The organism is Pseudohaliea sp., from assembly GCF_040217025.1.
Classification (GTDB): Bacteria; Pseudomonadota; Gammaproteobacteria; order Pseudomonadales; family Halieaceae; genus Pseudohaliea.
Genome location: NZ_JAVJOA010000008.1, coordinates 776,367 through 793,774 on the forward strand (window position 1 = coordinate 776,367; position 17,408 = coordinate 793,774).

Here is a 17,408-nt window from a genome sequence, read left to right on the forward strand (position 1 = left end):
GAACGCGCCCCGCGTCGGAAAAGATAGCAGGTCTCCGCCGGTTCGCAGGCCCGGCGGCGGTCAATGGCGCCCGCTGCTGCCGCGACTGCTGCCGCTGCGGGAAGCGCTGTGTCGCGGCCGCCCCGACCGCGACCGCTTGCTGCTGCGACGCCGCTTTTCGCCGCCGTCCTTGCCGGTGCTGCGCGATGCCCCGTGCCTGCGCCGGGCGTCCGCGGCGCTGTCATGCAGTTCGCGGGTCGCGGCGCGGGCCCGGCGACGCCGGGAGCGGGCGCGTTTGCCGACGATGGGGATGTGTCGGCGGGCCCGGGCCGCACGGGCGTAGCGCCGGCGGCGCCGGTACTGGAGAAAATAGACACCGAGGGCCAGGGCAAGGCCAACGACGACGATCCACAACGCCGGGCCGCCGGGGCGTACCGCTGAGTCCGGCGGCTCCGACGCCGGGTCGAGACCCATGCGCCGGCGCAGGGAAGCGGCGTCCACACCCGAAAGCAGGTCGACGGAAAGCACCAGTGGCGACCCGGCCTCCGGCAGCAGGTCCCGGTAGCCCACCTGCAGCAGGTCGGACGGCACCGCCGCATAGGGGCCCCCGCTCGCCGGCCCGGCACCGGCGCCAACGACAATCGACTCGATCACCAGGTATTCGGGCAGCCGGCCGGCGATCGTGGCCGGGCCGGGCTCGTCGCCGGGCCGACCGGGTGCCTCGAGGATCGGCGCGGCCACCGCCCCGGGTGCCAGCAGGGCAAGCGCCAGCCGGCCGGCCCGGGCGGCCCCCCGCGCGTTCACGACGCGCCCGACGGCACCAGCAGCGCGTCGACGCGTTCGGCCAGCTCGTGCACGTGTGGATCGTAGCTGTCGAGACCGTGGAGGGCCCGGGCCAGCGCCAGCAGGTAGTCGCGGTTGCTGCCGCTCGGCCCCCGCGCTTCACTGATGTGCGCGGCCAGCTCGTCCAGCGATGCCGGGCCGAGGAAGGCGGGGTTGTCGGGCCGGGCGACGTAGATCAGGCCGTCCACCGGCTCGGCGGCGCCGTCGAGCGTGACCGGCAGCCAGTGGCGGTCATAGCCGTTCTTTTCCCGATGGTCGAGGTGTTCGAAGACCTCAGGCTCCACCCGGTAGGCGACACCGCGGCAGCGGGCGCCCGGCAACTCGATGAGCGTCACCACCCGGCCGGGCGCCTCCGGCGTGCCACGGTGGTCGTGCGACCCCTGCCAGAAACGGCGCTCCCAGCCCTCGATGGAGGCGTTGCGGCGCTCCAGGTAGGGAAAGTCGACCTTGTAGATCAACGACCCGTAGCCGAAGACCCAGGTCGGACCGTCGATCACTGCTTCGGTCTCAGCGGAAGTGCGACTTGAAGTAATTGAAGGAGTTGTGCACCGCCTTGAGGGCGTGCTCCGCCTCGTGCTTGAGGCGATCCCAGTTGTCGTCGCCGGCCTGCTTCAGGGCCTCCAGGCGGGCGTAAAAATCCTCCCGCTGTTCCTCCAGGCGCGCCCGCTGCTTTTCGAGTTCGGCCTCGACCTCACCCGAGGTCTTCCGCGCGCGGGCCTCGAGCGCGTCGACCTCGCTGTTCAGCGCATCGATCTGTTGCTTGAGTTTCTCGACGACTTCGTCGCGGGTGGGCATGGCACGGCTCCTGTACTGTGGCTGGTCCATGAGGCTAGCACAGCGCGGGCATACGGGGTACGCGCGGCCCGTCTGCCAACGGGTGTCGAAAAAATTGACATCTCGCCCGCGCTGTTCGCTGCCGTGAACTGTAGTCGACTGAAGTCAAAGCAATTTCCCGCACTGGCCCGAACATTGCTGCTTCACCCGCAGGGCGGCCCGTTGACTCCCGGGCCACATGCCCCCTCGCCATCACCAGCAACTCATAACGAGAGGTCAAGGTAGCGATGAAAAACAGCATTGTCATGGCAGGGGCTCTGCTCCTCACCACGGAAGCGGCACTGGCGGGCGGTGCAGCGCCGCTGGGTACCCGGCTGGGAACGGACCTCGGCCAGGCGCTCAGCTCGGTGCTGCCCGAGGCACTCGGCTCTGCCCTGCCCGGTGGTATCGGCGGGATTGCGGGTGTGGCTGCTATCGCGCTGATCCTCGGCGCGCAGCTGGTCAAGCGCCGGCAGTAACCAGGGAAGGCGCCGCCCCCCAGCCTCTACCCGGCCGGCGGGGCCCATCCCCGTGGATTACGAGAACCTGACGGGCGGCGCCTTCGTCGCGCTCGGCCTCGCGCTGCTGGTCGCCGAGCGCGCCGCCCACGGCAGGCGGGCGCTGCAGCTGCCGTGGAACCGCTGGCTCACGAACCTGGGCCTGTTCGTTGCCGGGGGTATCGCCTCCGCGCTGGTGTTCTCCGGCAGCCTGACCGGCGTCGCCGCGGAGCTTGACGGGGGCCTGGTCGGCGGCCTCGGCCTGCCCCTGGCCGTCGAGGCCATCCTGGTTTTCCTCTTCCTCGATTGCTGGCGCTACTGGGAACACCGCCTGTTTCACGAGGTGCCCCTGCTCTGGCGTCTGCACCTCGTCCATCACAGCGATACCGGTGTCGACGTGACCACCGCCCAGCGCCACCACCCGCTGGAGGGCATGCTGACCAGCGTCCTGATGCTGATCCTGCTCTTCTCCCTCGGGTTCTCGCCGCTCGCGCTCGGTCTTTACCTGCTGGTCGCGACGCTGTCGTCGTTGTACACGCATACAAGTCTCACGGTTCCCGAGGCGATAGACCGCCGGCTGCGCTACTGGCTGGTAACACCGTCGGTGCATGGCATACACCACTCCGCGGTACAGGCGCAGACCAACTCGAATTACGGCAGCGTTCTCAGTATCTGGGACCGCCTTTTCGGCAGCTACTGCGATCCGGGCCGGGAAACCGTGGAGCGGGTGGGGCTGGAGCAGTTCCGCCGGCCGGTTGACGGCACCCTGGCTGCCGCCCTGCTGCAGCCCTTCGAATACAGGCCCGGTCATGCGCCCGGGGAGCCGGCGGAATCGGGGGCCGCCGCGCGGGCAGGCGGAAGCGCAGCGCCGGCGTCGCGCTCAGCGGCCTGGCTGGCCGCGGGCGGCGCCCTGCTCGTGCTCGTCGGCATGTGGTCTGCGGTGCAGGACCTCGCCGCGATCTGGGGCAGCTCCGACAGCTACCAGTACGCCTGGCTGGTGCCCTGCGTGTTCCTCTACCTGCTTTGCTGGCCGTACCGGGAGGAACTGCTGGCCGCGCACCCCCGGCCGAGCCTCGGCGGCCTGGGCGTGGTGGCGCTTGCGCTGCTGCTGTGGCTGGGAGCCGGCATCGTCGACATCCGGCTCGGCCAGCACCTGGCGCTGGTGCTCGCCCTGCAGGGCGTGGCGGTCTGCGCCCTGGGCTGGCGCCTTTACGGTCGCTACCTGCCGCTCATGCTGCTGCTCTTTCTCGCCGTGCCCTCCGGCGACCTCTTCCTCGTGCCCCTGCGCGAACTCACGGTGCTTTGGATCGACGGATTCGCGGCACTGCTGGACCTGCCCTTCGAGCGCGAGGGCTACACCGTGCACGTCGGCGCACACCGCTACGTGGTGATCGATGCCTGCGCCGGCCTGGCCACCTTCGCGCTGGGCGGGTTCCTCGGCTACAGCTTCGGCCTGATGCTGTACCGCTCGCTGGCCCGGGTTGTCGCCCTGGCCGCGCTGGGCGCGGCGCTGGGCATCCTCAGCAATGCGGTGCGCGTCTGCGCCATCGTCGCCCTCGACTACCGCCGCGGTTCGCAAATGGGGCTCGATGCGCACGGCGATGTCCAGCTGGCGGTGCTCTTCGGTCTGCTGGCGCTGATGCTCTTCGCGGTGCACCGCCTGCCCGCGTCTCCGCTCCCCGCCATTCCCGCAACCGCCCCTGCGGGTCCGCGCGGACGCCTCGCCCCCTTGGCGCCGCTGATGGCCGGGGTGCTGGTCGTGGTCACGCTGGGCGTCACTACGCTGGGCCTCGCAACGTCGGCCTCGCGATCCGTCGTTGCCGCTACCGCGGATGGTGACGCTGAGCTGGCGCTCCTCGCCGCCGATAACCCGGGCAGTCGCTGGCTGGCGGGGGATGGGCAGGACAACGCCCGCATCCTGTCGCTTCCCGGGGACGACGGCGGCGAGGTGCGCATCTTCGCAACGAGCGCGGGCAACGCGCGGCCACCGGAGCAACGTCTCCTGCGCCCGCCCGGTACGGGCTGGCGCCACTCCGGCGCCGATGAGCTGCGCCACTGCAGCGGAGCCGACTGCGTCGCGTTCCGCACGATCCTCTGGACACGTGCCGGCAGCCGTGACCGGCACAGCACCGCGTACACCTACTTCGTCGGCGACACGGCCACCAGCTCGCGGCTTGCCTTCCGCCTGCTGAGTGGCTGGCGCAGGCTGAGCGGAAAGCCGGTGACGACCGGCATGGTGAGTTTTCATAGCGAGGGCCGGGGCCCTGGAGAGCGGGATCTTGCCGCGCAGTTCCTGCAACTGCGTGCCGCTCAGCGACCTCAGTTGGCGGCCGGACCGGGTTGAGCCTTCAAGCTAGTCGCCTTGCGGGTTAACGCCGGAAGATGCGGCGGCCCTGGCGCGGTTGCGCCTCGAGAGGCTCTCGAGCGCGATTACCAGGGCGACGAGGATGACCGTCGCCACGACCAGGGCGCCGGGATTCCCTCCCAGGATGGCCACGACGATCCACATCAGCAGAAGGACGGTGCCTCCCCCGGCACCCAGCAGGATAGCGGCGTTGCGCTGCAACCTCGCCGCACCCTCCCGCTTGCGGGCCGCGCCTGCCGCCTCGAACCCCGGCGACCCGGATTCACTGCTGCCCTGCATGCCGGCACTCCCCTCGCAACGATACTCAGCTGAAAGTGTAGATCACGGCTGCGAGGGCTGCGCGAGCCATCCGGAGCGAGTTATTGCCACACCTGCGCCGGCGCGTCGCTGCAGGCGGCCGCACTGACCGGGGCGCCGGCTTTCGCGCTGCCGGGCTGCAGGCACTGGCCGGCGTCGTTGCGCAGGCGGCCGCGCTTGTCGTAGGTCCACTGCTGGAACTTGCCCTGGCCGCACTTGACCAGGCTGGCACCGGCCAGGCAGCGGCCGTCGCTGGCGACGAGGTGACGGTCGGCGCCCAGGGCCCATTGCTGGGAGGCCGCCTTGCCGTTGCACGGCTCCACGGACAGCGCGCCGCGGGCATCGAGGCACAGGTTGTTGCCGAAGCGGTAGGCCCGCCGCGCAGCAGCGGCCTTACCGGCCCCGGCCGGCTTTGCGGTCTCGGCCGCCTTCTGCTCGTCGAGGCGCTCGAGGCCCTCTTTCTGCATTTTCTTCATCGCATCGGTATTGAACTGGGCGGCGGCGCCGCCGGCGAGGAGCGCGGCCAGCAGGCCCGCGGCAATACGGTAGGTCGGGTTCATCAATGGCTTCCTTTGCTTGCCCGGAGTGACTACAGTCGTCAACGTAACGCCACCGACCGGCGGCTTCAATTACTTTGACACCTAGCGGGAAGAGGAGTTCTGACGTGCCCAAGCTCGCGCGGCTGGCGCTGCTCACGGGGCTGGCACTGATACTGCTGGTGGTGCTGGTCTCGGCCGGCGTCGCGGGGCTCCTGGCCACCGAGCGCGGCACGCGGTGGGTCGCCGGCCTTGCCGTCGACCGGCTCGGCGTCGGGGTGCGCTGGGCGGAGCTGCAGGGTTCGCTCTGGCGACGGGTGGAATTCAGCGATCTCGCGTTCGAGCAGCCCGGGTTGCGCCTGACCGCAGCCAGCGCGGTTCTCGCCTGGGAGCCCGGAGCGCTGCTTGGCGGTGAGCTCAGGGTCAGCGCGCTGTCCCTCCGCGATGCGCGGCTGGTCATCAGCGAAAGCGGGGAAGACGCATCGCCGGCGGGTGCGTTCGACCCGGCCGATGCCCGCCTCCCCGTCGACGTGGTGCTGAGCGGTGTGGCCCTCGAGCGGGTCACCGTCGTCATGCCGGATGCCGTTGAGCAGGTCATCGATGCCCTCACGCTCGAAGGCAGTTTCCGTGGCGACAAGCTCGCGCTCTCTGCTCTGCAGTTGCGTGTACCGCAGGGCGGGCTGTCGCTCGCCGGTTCGGCCGGGCTGCGATCGACGATGCCGGTCGAGCTCACGCTGGTCGCCGACGGCCTGCTTCCCGCGCAGGCCACCGCGGACGGACAGCGTCCGCCACAGCACGTGTCCGCGCAGCTCTCTCTCGACGGCACGGTGGACTGGCACGAGGAGGGTCTTGCAGCGGCCCTGGCCTACCGGTTCGACGTTCAGGGCGTCGAGGGCCTGGTGCCGGAGTTACCGGACCGCGTTGCCGCCGCCGGGCAGCTGAGCGCCCGACAGCGCGGCGATGAGCTGGCCATTGAAACCGCGTCCCTCGCCCTCGACGATGCGCCGCTGGCGCTGGGCCTGCACGGCACGGTCTCCGGCATGACCACGGCAGACCCGGCGGTCTCCGCGGAACTTGACTGGAAGGCACTGCGCTGGCCGCTGGGCGCGACCGCCACCCCCCTGTTCGCCAGCGATGACGGCCGCATCGGCATCGCGGGACACGCCGGCGACTACCGGGTGACCCTTCGCGCCGGCGCCACGGGGGCCGAACTCCCCGCCTCGCGCTGGGAAGGCCGGGCGCGCGGCGATACCCGCGGCCTGGTGCTCGAGACCCTGCGCGGGGAACTGCTCGGCGGGTGGATCGAAGCCAGCGGTCCCGTGGCCTTCGACCCGCAGCCGGCCTGGGACCTGCGTATCGAGGCCGGCGGTCTCGATCCGGCACCCTTCCTGCCCGCGTTGTCGGGCCCCGTGGAGGCCGCCCTCGGAACGCGCGGACAGCTCGACAGCGCGGGCACAGTGTCGGCCGGACTGAGCGTCGACGCGCTTCGCGCCACGGCAGCCGGCTTCCCCGTCGAGCTGGCGGGCGAGATGCAGCTGGCCGGGGAGGTGCTGCAGGTTGCGCGCCTGTCGCTGCACAGCGCCACGGCCCGACTCGATACCAGCGGCAGCGTGTCCGCCGAGCATCTCGACCTGGACTGGGCCCTGGCGATTGCCGACGCGGGGCTGTTCCTGCCGGGCGCGAGGGGACGCGTCGACGGCGAGGGCAGGCTGCTGGGCTCCCCCGCCGCACCGCGTGCCGTCGCGAGGCTGAAAGCGGAATCCCTCGGGCTGGACACGCTCTCGGTAGAAAGCGTGGACCTCGACCTGGGCGCGGGCCTCGCTGCCGACGCCCCGCTGACGCTGGGCCTCGCCGTTGCCGGGGTGAGCGATGGGGACGCGGCCCTGCTCGATGCGCTGACCGTCGAGGCCGACGGCAGCAACGCAGACCACACCCTGACCATCGCCGCACGGGCGCCGGCAGCGCAGCTGAACGCAGAGCTTGAGGGCGGGCTTGCAATCGACACGACCACCTGGGAGGGCCGGCTCCGGATGCTCCGGGCCGAGAGCGACGCGGCCGGGGCCTGGGACCTGGAAAGCCCGTCTCCCCTCCTCCTGGCCGCACAGGCGCTGCGCCTCGAGGCGGCCTGCCTGCAGCGCAGAGCAGGGACCGGTCGTGTCTGCCTGGACGGCGACTGGCAGTCCACGGGCGCGGGGACGCTGGCGCTCGCGCTCACCGCCCTCCCCGTCGAGGCCTTCCTGCCCACGCTGACCGGCGAGCTTTCCGGCGATCTCCGCGCCGGGATCACGGCGGACGGCGCGCTGGCAGCCGACGGCCGCTTCGAGCTGGGCGCCGGCGCCGTGCGCCTGCCGGAGGAACTCGACGCGGACCCCCTGCCCCACGGCGGCGGCCACCTGTCGCTCAGCGTCGGCGACGACGGCCTGCGCGCCGCCGCCGGCTTCGCCGCGCCGGCAGACGGGCGGGTCGACCTGGCGCTGCGCCTGCCGGCGTTGCGGGCCCTGCCGCTCGCCGCCGCCCAGCCGCTCGAGGGCCGCGTTCAGGCCGCGCTCCCGGACCTCGCGATCCTCGCCGCCTTCGCCGAGCCGATCAGTACCAGCGCGGGCCGGCTCAGCGCCGACCTCGACCTCGCCGGCAGCCTTGATGCGCCGCTGCTGAAGGGCGAGCTGCGACTCTCGGACGGCGCCGCCACCCTGCCCGTTGCCGGCCTCGACCTGGAGGAGATCGAGCTGCGCCTGGCCCCGGGCGCGGAGACGCCCGAACAGCTGGCTCTCACTGGCGGGCTCCGCTCCGGAGACGGCAGGCTCGAGATCGCGGGGAGCGTGGATGCGACGGCCGGCACGGCGGCGGTCCAGCTGCGCGGCGAGGGCCTGATGGCCTACAACACGGCCGATGCGCGCGTGCTCGTTTCACCGGACCTGGCCATCGACTGGTCACCGGACCTGCTCAGCGTTCGCGGCCTGGTGACCGTTCCGCGGGCCGAGATCACGCCGCGCCTGCAGCTGGGTGCGGCCACGACGGAGAGCCCCGCCGTCGGCGCCCGGCCCGGCGTCCTGGTCGGGCCGTCGCCGGATGTCGTGATTCTCGGCGAGGAAGCACAGCCAGGCGAGGAGGCTGCCGGCCTGGAGAGTCCGCTGCGCATCGCCGCCGAGGTCGGCCTGGTGCTGGGCCGTGACGTCACCGTCAACGCGCTCGGCCTGGTCACCCGGCTGGAGGGGGCGATCGGCTTCAACCTGCAGCCGGACCAGCAGGAGCTACTGCCAATTGCCCGGGGCGGCATCTCTCTCGTCGACGGCACGTTCCGCTCCTTCGGCCAGGACCTCGACATCGAGACGGGGCAGGTCCTCTACGCCGGTGTGCCCGTGACGGAGCCCGAGGTGTTTCTGCGCGCGGTGCGCTGGATCGACGCGGACCCGGCCGTGTCCGTCGTCGGCGTGCAGCTCTCCGGACCCGCCACGGCGCCGGAGCTCGAGCTCTTCTCGCGGCCGCAGCTCGATACGGCGGAAATCCAGTCCTACCTGCTGACCGGCACCGGCACGGGCGAGAACAGCACCGTCCTGGCCATCGGCACACAGCTCACGGAACGCGTGTACGTGGGCTACGGCTACAACCTGCTCGAGCAGACCAGCGAGTTCGACGCGCTGTTTACGATCACACCGCGCTACGGGCTCGGCGCAGACGTCGGCGAGGCGGACAGCAACTTCAACCTGATGTTCACCCATGAAAACTAGCGTCCTGCGCCGCGCGCTGCTCTATAGCGCGCTGGCGATGGCCCCGTCGCTGCCCGCGGCCGCGGACAGCGTCGAGGTCGAGATCGAGGGCGTCGACGGTGAGCTCCTCGACAACGCCCGCGCGGCGCTGCCCCTCGCGCGCTACGCCGGCGACGGGACGCTGTCTCCGGCGCGCATCGAGCAGCTGCACGACGGCGCGGCCCCGGCGCTGCGCCGGTCGCTGCAGCCCTTCGGGTTCTACCGGCCGGAAATCACTGCGCAGCTGACAGCGCCGTCCGCTACCGGCGCCGGCTGGCGCGCGAGCTACCGCATCGAGCCCGGCCCGCCGCTGCCGATCGAGGCCGTTGACTTCGCGGTGGCGGGCCCCGGCGACAGCGACGACGAGCTGCTCGCCGAACTGGGACGGCCGGACCTCGAGGAACAGGCCCGCTTCGACCACCAGCACTACGAGGCGGAGAAAGACCGCCTGCTCGCGATCGCCCGGCGGCTCGGCTACCAGGACGCGCACTACGCGACGCACCGCGTCGCGGTGGACCTCGACCGCTACGCGGCAGCCATCGAGCTCGTGCTGCAGACCGGCCGGCGCCACGTCATCGGCCCCGTGAGCTTCGAGCCGTCGCGCTTTGCCGACAGCTACCTCGAGCGCTACCTGGTCGTCGAGCCGGGTATGCGCTTCAACCGCGACCTCCTGTCCCGGCAGCGCCGCGCCCTCGCCGGCAGCGGGCACTTCAGTGACGTGACCGTGGAGGCGGGGTCGCCGGGCGACGGCGCGCAGGCGGTGGTGCCGCTGACGCTGCGCCTGACGCCGTTCAAGGCAAACCGCTACCGCGGCCGCCTGGGCTGGGGCACGGAAACCGGCCTCGGCGGACAGCTGGACTGGACGCGCCGGCACTTCGGCCGTCACGGCCACCGCTTCAACCTGGGGGTGACGGCGGTGGAGGAGCGCGAGCGCTTTGCCGGGGATTTCCGCTACCAGGTGCCCGTTGACCCCCTCGGCGGCCGCAAGCTCGAGTTCGGCATCCGCCACGAGAGCAAGGACCTGAATTTCAGCGATGTCGACCTGGAGGACGGCGGCGCCACGCGGATTGCCACGAACCTGGCCGCCCTGTTCCTGGATCTACCGCGGACCCGCCTGGGCAGCTTCGACGTGCAGGCGGCGGCGGGCATCAATTTCGCTGCCGAGTCCTACGACGTGTTCGAGGTACTCTTCGGCAACCTGCCCGACGACGATCAACAGATCATCATCGACGAGATCATCGGCCGGGAGGCCTACGCCACCCTGACGCCGGATTTTCGCGCCACGATTCCCGAGCTGCGCGTGAGCCTGAGCCACGCCGACAGCGAGCGATTCATCCGGCGCGGGGACTACCTCGGTCTGCGGCTGCTGGGCTCGCACGAGAAGGTCGGCTCGAACATCAGTTTCTGGCAGGCGCGGCTGAATCACTGGAGCATTTTTCCCGTCGGGGAGAACAACCGCCTGCTGCTGCGCAGCAACCTGGGCTACTCCGAGGCCGACGACCGCGAGGTGTTCGGCGTGACCTTCAACCAGATGCCGGAGTTCTATGAATTCCGCGGCGGCGGCGCGCGCAACATCCGCGGCTACGGCTTCGAGACGCTGTTCCCGGAAGACGGTATCACCGGGGGCAGGCACCAGGTCGTGGCCAGCATCGAATATGAACAGCGGATCCTGCCGGACTGGAGCGCGGCGGTCTTCGTGGACGGCGGCGACGCCTTCAACGACCCGGACGACTTCCAGACCCGGGTCGGCGCCGGCATCGGCGTGCGCTGGCGCTCGCCCTTCGGGCCGGCCCGCCTGGACCTCGGCTTCCCCCTCGATGACGCGGACAGCGCTTTCCAGTTCTACATTACCGTGGGGCCGGAGTTCTGACACGCCGCGGGCGGCCTGCTAGCTGCCGCGGCGTGTGCTTTGGCAGCCGCAAGAGGACTTGAACCCACTGCCTCCTGAGCCGGATCGTTGACGCTCGCCGCGCGTCATAGTGAGGAGAGTTCGCCAGATGCCGGTAGAGGTGAACAATCAGCAGGGAAAGTGGTGGTTCCTTGCGCACCGGCAGAGGCGCGAGCATCGACCTGTAGCGCGTCGAAAAACTTTACAAGTAGAACCTGTGGACCGGGCCTGCAAAGCACTGGAGGTCTCTGCCTGATCACGGCCAAAGACGCGTGGTTGTCGCTTTTTCCAAACCGATGGCGGCGAGTCTTCAGAAGTGGCACGATCTCTGCATGATTGCACCCGCCGTAGCTGAGAGACGGCGTTTGCGTCTGGAGACGACTCAGGGAGATCACAATGAAGCAGGGAAGAAAATTAGCCTCACCGATTGGCGCAGCCATCATCGGCTTTATCGGCACCGCAACTACGCTACCAGCGAGTGCCGACTATATCTTCAGTGGCTTTGGCACGAGCGGCACCTTCGTCGGCGAGGCGGCCGAGCCGTGGATACTCAACAATGTTGGACCCTTTGACAACTGGGGCAGCCCCGGGGTTGGTGCGAGCGTTACTCCTTACCTTCAGCCGGACTCCGCTTTCGGCATGGACCTCGTCTTCTCCGGTGTCGGTCCCATCGACCCAGCCTCAATCGCTATTGGTAACGGCGCGGGATGCGCCGGAGGAAGCGCCGGGGGTACAACTTTCTGTAATGAGCCGTTCGGGCCCGATGGTTTCTGGGAAGCATTTCTTACCGGGCCCGATGCGATTTCCTTCCGGGCGCAGAGCGAATCGCAGGTGCTCGACCAAGGCGAGGACTTCTTCGTCAACGTTTTCTTCACGGGCAGTACTCAGCCTACAGATTTTTCCTTCACCGGCCGGTGGCTCACCGAATTCAGCCCAGACCCAAGCCCGGTGCCCGCTCCCGGGATCCTCTCGTTGTTCGCAGGTGGTCTTGGCCTGATCGGTCTACTGGCTGCCGGCAGAAGGCGTCAGCACCCCGCTACGAAGGCTTGAGTACCGGGAGCAGCTAACGATGGACGGCGGATCTGCTTTAAGGCGAAAGCCGCAGATCCGCCCGACGGTTTTTTCGTGCTGGCCACACCTGCCTAGTGCAGTGCCTGCAGGCGTGCCTGATAAGGTTCGCCGTCCTCTCTCGCACACTCGCACTACTGGAACGTCTCGTTAACTTCGCTGCCGTACACTTAACAAGGGCTCTCGACGAGTGCTCTGGCGTCACCGTGCCATGCACCCTGTGGCCAGAGATCCTGCTCTGTGAGAAGAATGGCGCGCCCACGAGGACTCGAACCCCGGACCGTCGGCTTAGAAGGCCGATGCTCTATCCAGCTGAGCTATGGGCGCGTACGGGAGATTTTACCGGGAAACGCGTTCCCGCGGGAACGTGTCGGGCCGCGGGCAAGCGGTAGGGGGTGATAAACAAGAAAAGGTGGGGTGGCCGAGGGGTCTCGAACCCCCTACCTCCGGAGCCACAATCCGGTGCTCTACCTGGTGAGCTACGGCCACCATTGACAGGTTCAGGCTGTGCGCGGTGACCAACTGACTGTGGCGTCGATGAGTTGGTCGGGGCAGAGAGATTCGAACTCCCGACTTCCTGCTCCCAAAGCAGGCGCGCTACCAGGCTGCGCTATACCCCGAAAGAGCCTTGCGCGCTGCCGCCCCGGAACCCGTTTTCAGGCCCGCGCATCCTACTCAGCGGCCCCGGGGAAGTCAACGCGATTCGGCCAAGTATACCCCGTTTTTCCGCCGCGCCCAGCGTCAGTCCTCGCGGCGCCAGAGCGTTCCTTCCGGCGTATCCTCGAGCACGATGCCCGCGGCCGTCAGCTCGTCGCGGATCGCGTCGGCGCGGGCGAAGTCCCGGTTCTTCTTGGCCTCGCTGCGCTCGGCGACCAGCGCGTCGATCGCGTCGCTGTCGAGGTCCCCCGCCCCGCCGCTGCCCTTGAGCCAGGCTTCCGGGTCGTGCCCCAGGATGCCGAGGAAGCTGCCCGTCGCGAGAAGCCGCGTCCGGTGCCGCGACCGCTCCGCCGCAGGGGCCTTGTGCAGGGCCTTGGCGATAGCGTGCATCTCCGCCAGCACCTGCGGCGTGTTGAGGTCGTCGCAGAGGGCGGCGTAGAACGGCTCGTCCTCGATGTCGACCTCGGCCCCGGCGTCCGCCGCCTCCGGCACGCTGCGCAGGGTGTTGTAGAAGCCCGTCAGCGTGTGCTGCGCCTGCTCGAGCAGCTCCCGCGAGAAATTCAGCGGCGAGCGGTAGTGCCCGGAGAGCAGCGCCAGGCGCAGGGTCTCGCCCGGGTACGTCGCGAGCAGCTCGCGCACCGTGCGCACGTTGCCCAGCGACTTGGACATCTTCTCGCCGTCGATGTCGAGGTGGGCGTTGTGCATCCAGAAGTGCACGAACTCGCCGCCGTAGGCGCAGCAGCTCTGGGCGATCTCGTTCTCGTGGTGCGGGAAGATGAGGTCGCGGCCGCCGCCATGGATATCGATCGTCTCGCCGAGGTGCTCGCGGATCATCGCCGAGCACTCGAGGTGCCAGCCCGGCCGGCAGCGGCCCCAGGGCGTGGCCCAGCCCGGGTCGTCGTCGCTGGAGGGCTTCCAGAGCACGAAGTCGCCGGGGTGGCGCTTGTAGTCGGCCACCTCGACCCGGGCACCCGCCAGCATGTCCTCGAGGCGGCGCCCGGACAGGCGGCCGTAATTCGCCATGGACTCCACCGCGAAGAGCACGTGACCGTCCGCGGCGTAGGCATGGCCCCGCTCCACCAGCCGCTCCGTGAGGCGGACCATGGCGTCGATGTTCTCCGTGGCGTGGGGCTCGAGGGTAGGCGGCAGGGCCCCGAGCTGCGCCATGTCCTCGCGGTACTTGGCCGTGAACTCGTCCGTCACCTCGCCGATGGACCGGCCGCCCTCGCGCGCTGCGGCGATAATCTTGTCATCGATGTCGGTGATGTTGCGCGCGTAGGTCACGCTGGCGTAGCGGTGCCGAAGGAGCCGGAACAGCGTGTCGAAGACCACCACGGGACGGGCGTTGCCGATGTGCGCGAGGTTGTAGACCGTGGGGCCGCAGACGTACATGGTCACGGCACCGGGCACGCGGGGTTCGAAGACTTCCTTGCGGCCCGTTGCCGTGTTGTAGAGCGCGAGGTCCTTCATGCGTCCTGGCCCTCGCCGCCGCCCCAGCTGTCGCGCAGGCCGATGGTCTCGTTGAACAGCGGCGTGCCCGGGCCGTGGCCGTGCCGGTCGGTCACGAAGTAGCCGAGACGTTCGAACTGGAAGCGCGCCTCGGGGCCGGCATCCGCGGCCGCGGGTTCCACGAGCGCGGCGTCGACCGTCACCAGGGATTCGGGGTTCAGGTGCTGGAGGAAGTCCTCGTCCCGGTCCGGTGAGGGGTGGGCGAAGAGGCGGTCATAGCGGCGGACCGTGGCGCGGCGGGCCGTAGCCGAGTGGAGCCACTGGATGACGCCCTTGGGCTTCACGCCGTCCGCCGGGTCCTCGCCCAGGGTGCCCGGGACCAGCTCGGCGTAGACGGTCGTGATGTTCCCGGCATCGCCCTTGTCGACCCCGGTGGCCTCGATAACGTAGGCCCCGCGCAGCCGCACGCGCTTGCCGAGGACCAGCCGCTTGTACTTCTTGTTCGCGCTCTCGCGGAAGTCGTCCGCCTCGATGAACAGTTCCCGGCCGAAGGTGAGCTCCCGGCTGCCGAGGTCCTCGCGGCTCGGGTGCCGCGGCAGGGTCAGCGTCTCCTGCTCGCCCTCCGGGTAGTTGGTGAGCACCACGCGCAGGGGCTCCAGCACGCAGAAGGCCCTGGGGGCATTCGCGTTCAGGTCGTCGCGGATGGCGTGCTCGAGCATCGCCACATCGGCGACGCCGTTCGCCCGGGAAGTGCCGACCATCTCGCAGAAGCGGCGGATCGCCGCCGGCGTGAAGCCGCGGCGGCGCATGCCCGCGATCGTCGGCATGCGCGGGTCGTCCCAGCCATCGACGTGGCCGCCGTCGACCAGCAGCTTGAGCTTGCGCTTGCTGGTGACCGTGTAGCTCGTGTTCAGCCGCGCGAACTCGTACTGCCGCGGCCGGCAGTCCACCGGCAGGTTGTCGATGAACCAGTCGTAGAGCGGGCGGTGGTCCTCGAACTCCAGGGTGCAGATGGAGTGGGTAACGCCCTCGATTGCGTCTTCCTGCCCGTGCGCGAAGTCGTAGGTCGGGTAGATGCACCAGCGGTCGCCGGTCTGGTGGTGCGCGCGCTTGCGGATCCGGTAGAGGATCGGGTCGCGCAGGTTCATGTTCGGCGCCGCCATGTCGATCTTCGCGCGCAGCACCTTGCTGCCCTCGTCGAACTCGCCGGCGCGCATGCGCTCGAGGAGGTCGAGGTTCTCGTCCACGCTGCGCTCGCGATAGGGGCTGTTGCGCCCGGGCTCGGTCAGCGTGCCCCGGTACTCGCGGGCCTGGTCGGCATCCAGGTCACAGACGTAGGCCTTGCCCTCGCGCACCAGGTGCTGCGCCCAGGCGTAGAGCTGGTCGAAGTAGCTCGAGGCGAAGCGCACGTCGCCGGCCCACTCGTAGCCCAGCCAGCGCACGTCGGCGCAGATGGCGTCGATGTATTCCTGGCTCTCCTTCTCCGGGTTGGTGTCGTCGAAGCGCAGGTGGCAGCGGCCGCCGAATTCCTCGGCGAGACCGAAGTTCACGCTGATCGACTTGGCGTGGCCGATGTGCAGGTAGCCGTTCGGCTCCGGCGGGAAGCGGGTCACCACTTCCGCGACGCGGCCCTCGCGCAGGTCGTCGGCGATGATCGTGCGGAGAAAATGTCTCGGAGCGGGCGTTTCCATGCGCGCGTCGGTACCGGTCTGGGAAAGGGCGGCGCATTATACCGGCTGCGACGGGCCCCTGATAGCCGCGCTGCCCGCAGCCGCGCCGTCTCGCCAACCCTGTGCAAATTCTCACAATCGTCGCCGCCGTGGTTCTCTGCGGCGCCCAAAGTCCGTATGATCGCCCGGCTTATGATGGCAGCAAGAGCTGGAACAGACATGGTCACGATGCGAACCACCTTCGGCGAGATCAAGCTGGCCCTGGACGAGGAGCGAGCGCCGAAAACCGTCGCCAACTTCCTCGCCTACGCCCGGGCAGGCCACTACGACGGCACGATCTTCCACCGTGTTATCGACAACTTCATGGTGCAGGGTGGCGGCTTCGACACCAGCATGAAGCAGAAGCCCACCGGCGAGCCGATCGAGAACGAGGCCGACAACGGCCTCGGCAACGACTACGGGACCATCGCCATGGCGCGCACCATGGAGCCCCACTCCGCCACGGCGCAGTTCTTCATCAACGTGAAGGACAACGATTTCCTCAACCACAGCAGCAAGAGCATGCAGGGCTGGGGTTACTGCGTCTTCGGCCGCATCGTCGAGGGAGAAGAAGTGCTGGAGAAGATCCGCGCCGTGCCCACGACCTCCCGCGCCGGGCACCAGGACGTCCCGGTCGATACGGTCATCATCGAGTCGGTCACGGTCGACGACGACGCCTGAGGCGTCAACTCATCGCCCGGGGCGCCTCAGCCCCGCGGCGGCCCGCTGTGAAAACGCAGCACCTCGTCCGGCGCCTCGATGAGGGCCGCCTCCAGCGGCAGCAGCCGCGCCAGCCGCTCCTCCACCTCGCCGGCTTCCGCCAGGGAGCGGGCCAGGCCCCGGTAGTCCTCGAAATGCCGCGCCTCGGAGCGCAGCAGCGAGCCGTAGAAGGCCTCCAGCTCCGCGTCGAGCAGCGGCGCCAGCGCCGCGAAGCGCTCGCAGGAGCGCGCCTCGATCACGGCCCCCACCAGCAGCGTATCCACCAGCCGCCCCGGCTCCTCGGCGCGGACGAAGGCGCGCAGCTCCCGCGCGTAGCGCGACGCCGACAGCGGCGGGTAGGCCATGCCGCGCCGCTCCATGATCGCGATCACCTGCTCGAAGTGACGCAGCTCCTCCCGCGCCAGGCGCGAGAGCTTGTGCAGGAGCGGGTAGTGGTCCGTGTAGCGGTAGGCCAGGTTGAGCGCGGTCGCCGCCGCTTTCTTCTCGCAGTTGGCATGGTCCGCGAGCAGCAGCGCCCGGTTGGCCGGCGCGGCCGCCGCCTCGAGCCAGGCGGCCGGCGTGGCACAAGGCAGGAAGGCGCGCAGCGCCGCGAGATCCGCCGCCAGCCGGTCCCCCTCGCTCTGTGGTGCCGAAGCCGGCTCGCTGGTGTCCATGCGCGTCCTCGTGTTGGCTGTGTGGGCCGCCGGCACGGGCCCGGTCCCGGCGCGCGAGTGTAGCGGCAAGCGCCGTGCGGTGGTAGCGCCGGCCCCGCGACGTTTGCCGCGCGCATTCACCGGGGGAATAACATGCATAAGAAGCATTCGCTTAACCGCAAACGGGCGCTGGGCTATACTCCTGCGCC

14 protein-coding genes and 3 tRNA genes are annotated in these 17,408 nt (G+C 69.7%); 6 read left to right on the plus strand and 11 right to left on the minus strand.

All coding sequences use genetic code 11. The features are described 5' to 3' along the window. Positions 1-60: 60 nt before the first annotated feature. The 3 genes from RKE50_RS07790 to RKE50_RS07800 are packed head-to-tail and all read right to left on the minus strand — an operon-like array spanning position 61 to position 1,617. The gene (locus tag RKE50_RS07790; protein ID WP_350035660.1) at positions 61-783 is read right to left on the minus strand and encodes a hypothetical protein; all 723 of its coding nucleotides are present in this window, start codon (positions 781-783) and stop codon (positions 61-63) included. After that, positions 780-1,319 carry a gamma-glutamylcyclotransferase gene (locus RKE50_RS07795; RefSeq protein ID WP_350035661.1) on the minus strand — a complete coding sequence of 180 codons (540 nt, stop codon included), beginning with the start codon at positions 1,317-1,319 and terminating at the stop codon, positions 780-782. The genes RKE50_RS07790 and RKE50_RS07795 overlap by 4 nt, the downstream gene beginning before the upstream one ends. Positions 1,320-1,329: 10 nt before the next feature. Further along, positions 1,330-1,617, minus strand: coding sequence for a sll1863 family stress response protein (locus tag RKE50_RS07800; RefSeq protein ID WP_350035662.1), 288 nt, complete (start codon positions 1,615-1,617; stop codon positions 1,330-1,332). Positions 1,618-1,883: 266 nt separating this feature from the next. Between RKE50_RS07800 and RKE50_RS07805 the strand changes: the two genes are divergently transcribed. Then, complete coding sequence (locus RKE50_RS07805; protein WP_350035664.1) at positions 1,884-2,114, plus strand: hypothetical protein; 231 nt, start codon at positions 1,884-1,886, stop codon at positions 2,112-2,114. A gap of 52 nt (positions 2,115-2,166) precedes the next feature. Then, entirely contained in the window at positions 2,167-4,476 is a 2,310-nt protein-coding gene (locus RKE50_RS07810; protein WP_350035666.1) for an archaeosortase/exosortase family protein, read from the plus strand. A 9-nt stretch (positions 4,477-4,485) separates the two neighbouring features. Here the strand turns inward: RKE50_RS07810 and RKE50_RS07815 are convergent, their stop codons facing one another. Together RKE50_RS07815 and RKE50_RS07820 are read right to left on the minus strand one after the other, a co-directional pair. Further along, positions 4,486-4,776, minus strand: coding sequence for a hypothetical protein (locus tag RKE50_RS07815; RefSeq protein ID WP_350035667.1), 291 nt, complete (start codon positions 4,774-4,776; stop codon positions 4,486-4,488). 80 nt (positions 4,777-4,856) lie between these two features. Further along, positions 4,857-5,354: a ricin-type beta-trefoil lectin domain protein gene (locus tag RKE50_RS07820; RefSeq protein ID WP_350035668.1), complete on the minus strand. Its 498-nt coding sequence runs from the start codon at positions 5,352-5,354 to the stop codon at positions 4,857-4,859. Between the two features lie 104 nt (positions 5,355-5,458). Here RKE50_RS07820 and RKE50_RS07825 point away from each other — a divergent pair, with 104 nt between their 5' ends. The 3 genes from RKE50_RS07825 to RKE50_RS07835 all read left to right on the plus strand — a co-directional run bounded on the left by RKE50_RS07825 (position 5,459) and on the right by RKE50_RS07835 (position 12,014). Beyond that, positions 5,459-9,058, plus strand: coding sequence for a translocation/assembly module TamB domain-containing protein (locus tag RKE50_RS07825; RefSeq protein ID WP_350035669.1), 3,600 nt, complete (start codon positions 5,459-5,461; stop codon positions 9,056-9,058). After that, entirely contained in the window at positions 9,048-10,946 is a 1,899-nt protein-coding gene (locus RKE50_RS07830; protein WP_350035670.1) for an autotransporter assembly complex protein TamA, read from the plus strand. The genes RKE50_RS07825 and RKE50_RS07830 overlap by 11 nt, the downstream gene beginning before the upstream one ends. A 414-nt stretch (positions 10,947-11,360) precedes the next feature. Further along, on the plus strand, positions 11,361-12,014 hold the full coding sequence (locus tag RKE50_RS07835) for a hypothetical protein (RefSeq protein ID WP_350035671.1): 654 nt from the start codon (positions 11,361-11,363) through the stop codon (positions 12,012-12,014). Positions 12,015-12,282: 268 nt separating this feature from the next. On the opposite strand, the gene RKE50_RS07840 is transcribed toward RKE50_RS07835, so the two are convergent. The 5 genes from RKE50_RS07840 to RKE50_RS07860 form a co-directional block, all read right to left on the minus strand. Further along, positions 12,283-12,359: transfer RNA gene (locus tag RKE50_RS07840), tRNA-Arg, on the minus strand. 86 nt (positions 12,360-12,445) lie between these two features. Then, positions 12,446-12,521, minus strand: a tRNA-His gene (locus tag RKE50_RS07845). Positions 12,522-12,575: 54 nt separating this feature from the next. Further along, positions 12,576-12,652: transfer RNA gene (locus RKE50_RS07850), tRNA-Pro, on the minus strand. Between the two features lie 121 nt (positions 12,653-12,773). After that, positions 12,774-14,159, minus strand: coding sequence for a cysteine--tRNA ligase (cysS, locus tag RKE50_RS07855; protein ID WP_350035672.1), 1,386 nt, complete (start codon positions 14,157-14,159; stop codon positions 12,774-12,776). Next, a complete protein-coding gene (locus RKE50_RS07860; RefSeq protein ID WP_350035673.1) occupies positions 14,156-15,829 on the minus strand; it encodes a glutamine--tRNA ligase/YqeY domain fusion protein in 1,674 nt (557 codons plus the stop codon). Before RKE50_RS07860 ends, cysS begins: the two co-directional genes overlap by 4 nt. A gap of 198 nt (positions 15,830-16,027) precedes the next feature. Between RKE50_RS07860 and RKE50_RS07865 the strand changes: the two genes are divergently transcribed. After that, positions 16,028-16,528, plus strand: a complete 501-nt coding sequence (locus RKE50_RS07865; RefSeq protein ID WP_350035674.1) for a peptidylprolyl isomerase — start codon at positions 16,028-16,030, stop codon at positions 16,526-16,528. Between the two features lie 26 nt (positions 16,529-16,554). On the opposite strand, the gene RKE50_RS07870 is transcribed toward RKE50_RS07865, so the two are convergent. Continuing rightward, positions 16,555-17,220, minus strand: coding sequence for a MiaE family protein (locus RKE50_RS07870; RefSeq protein WP_350035675.1), 666 nt, complete (start codon positions 17,218-17,220; stop codon positions 16,555-16,557). Positions 17,221-17,408: the final 188 nt, after the last annotated feature.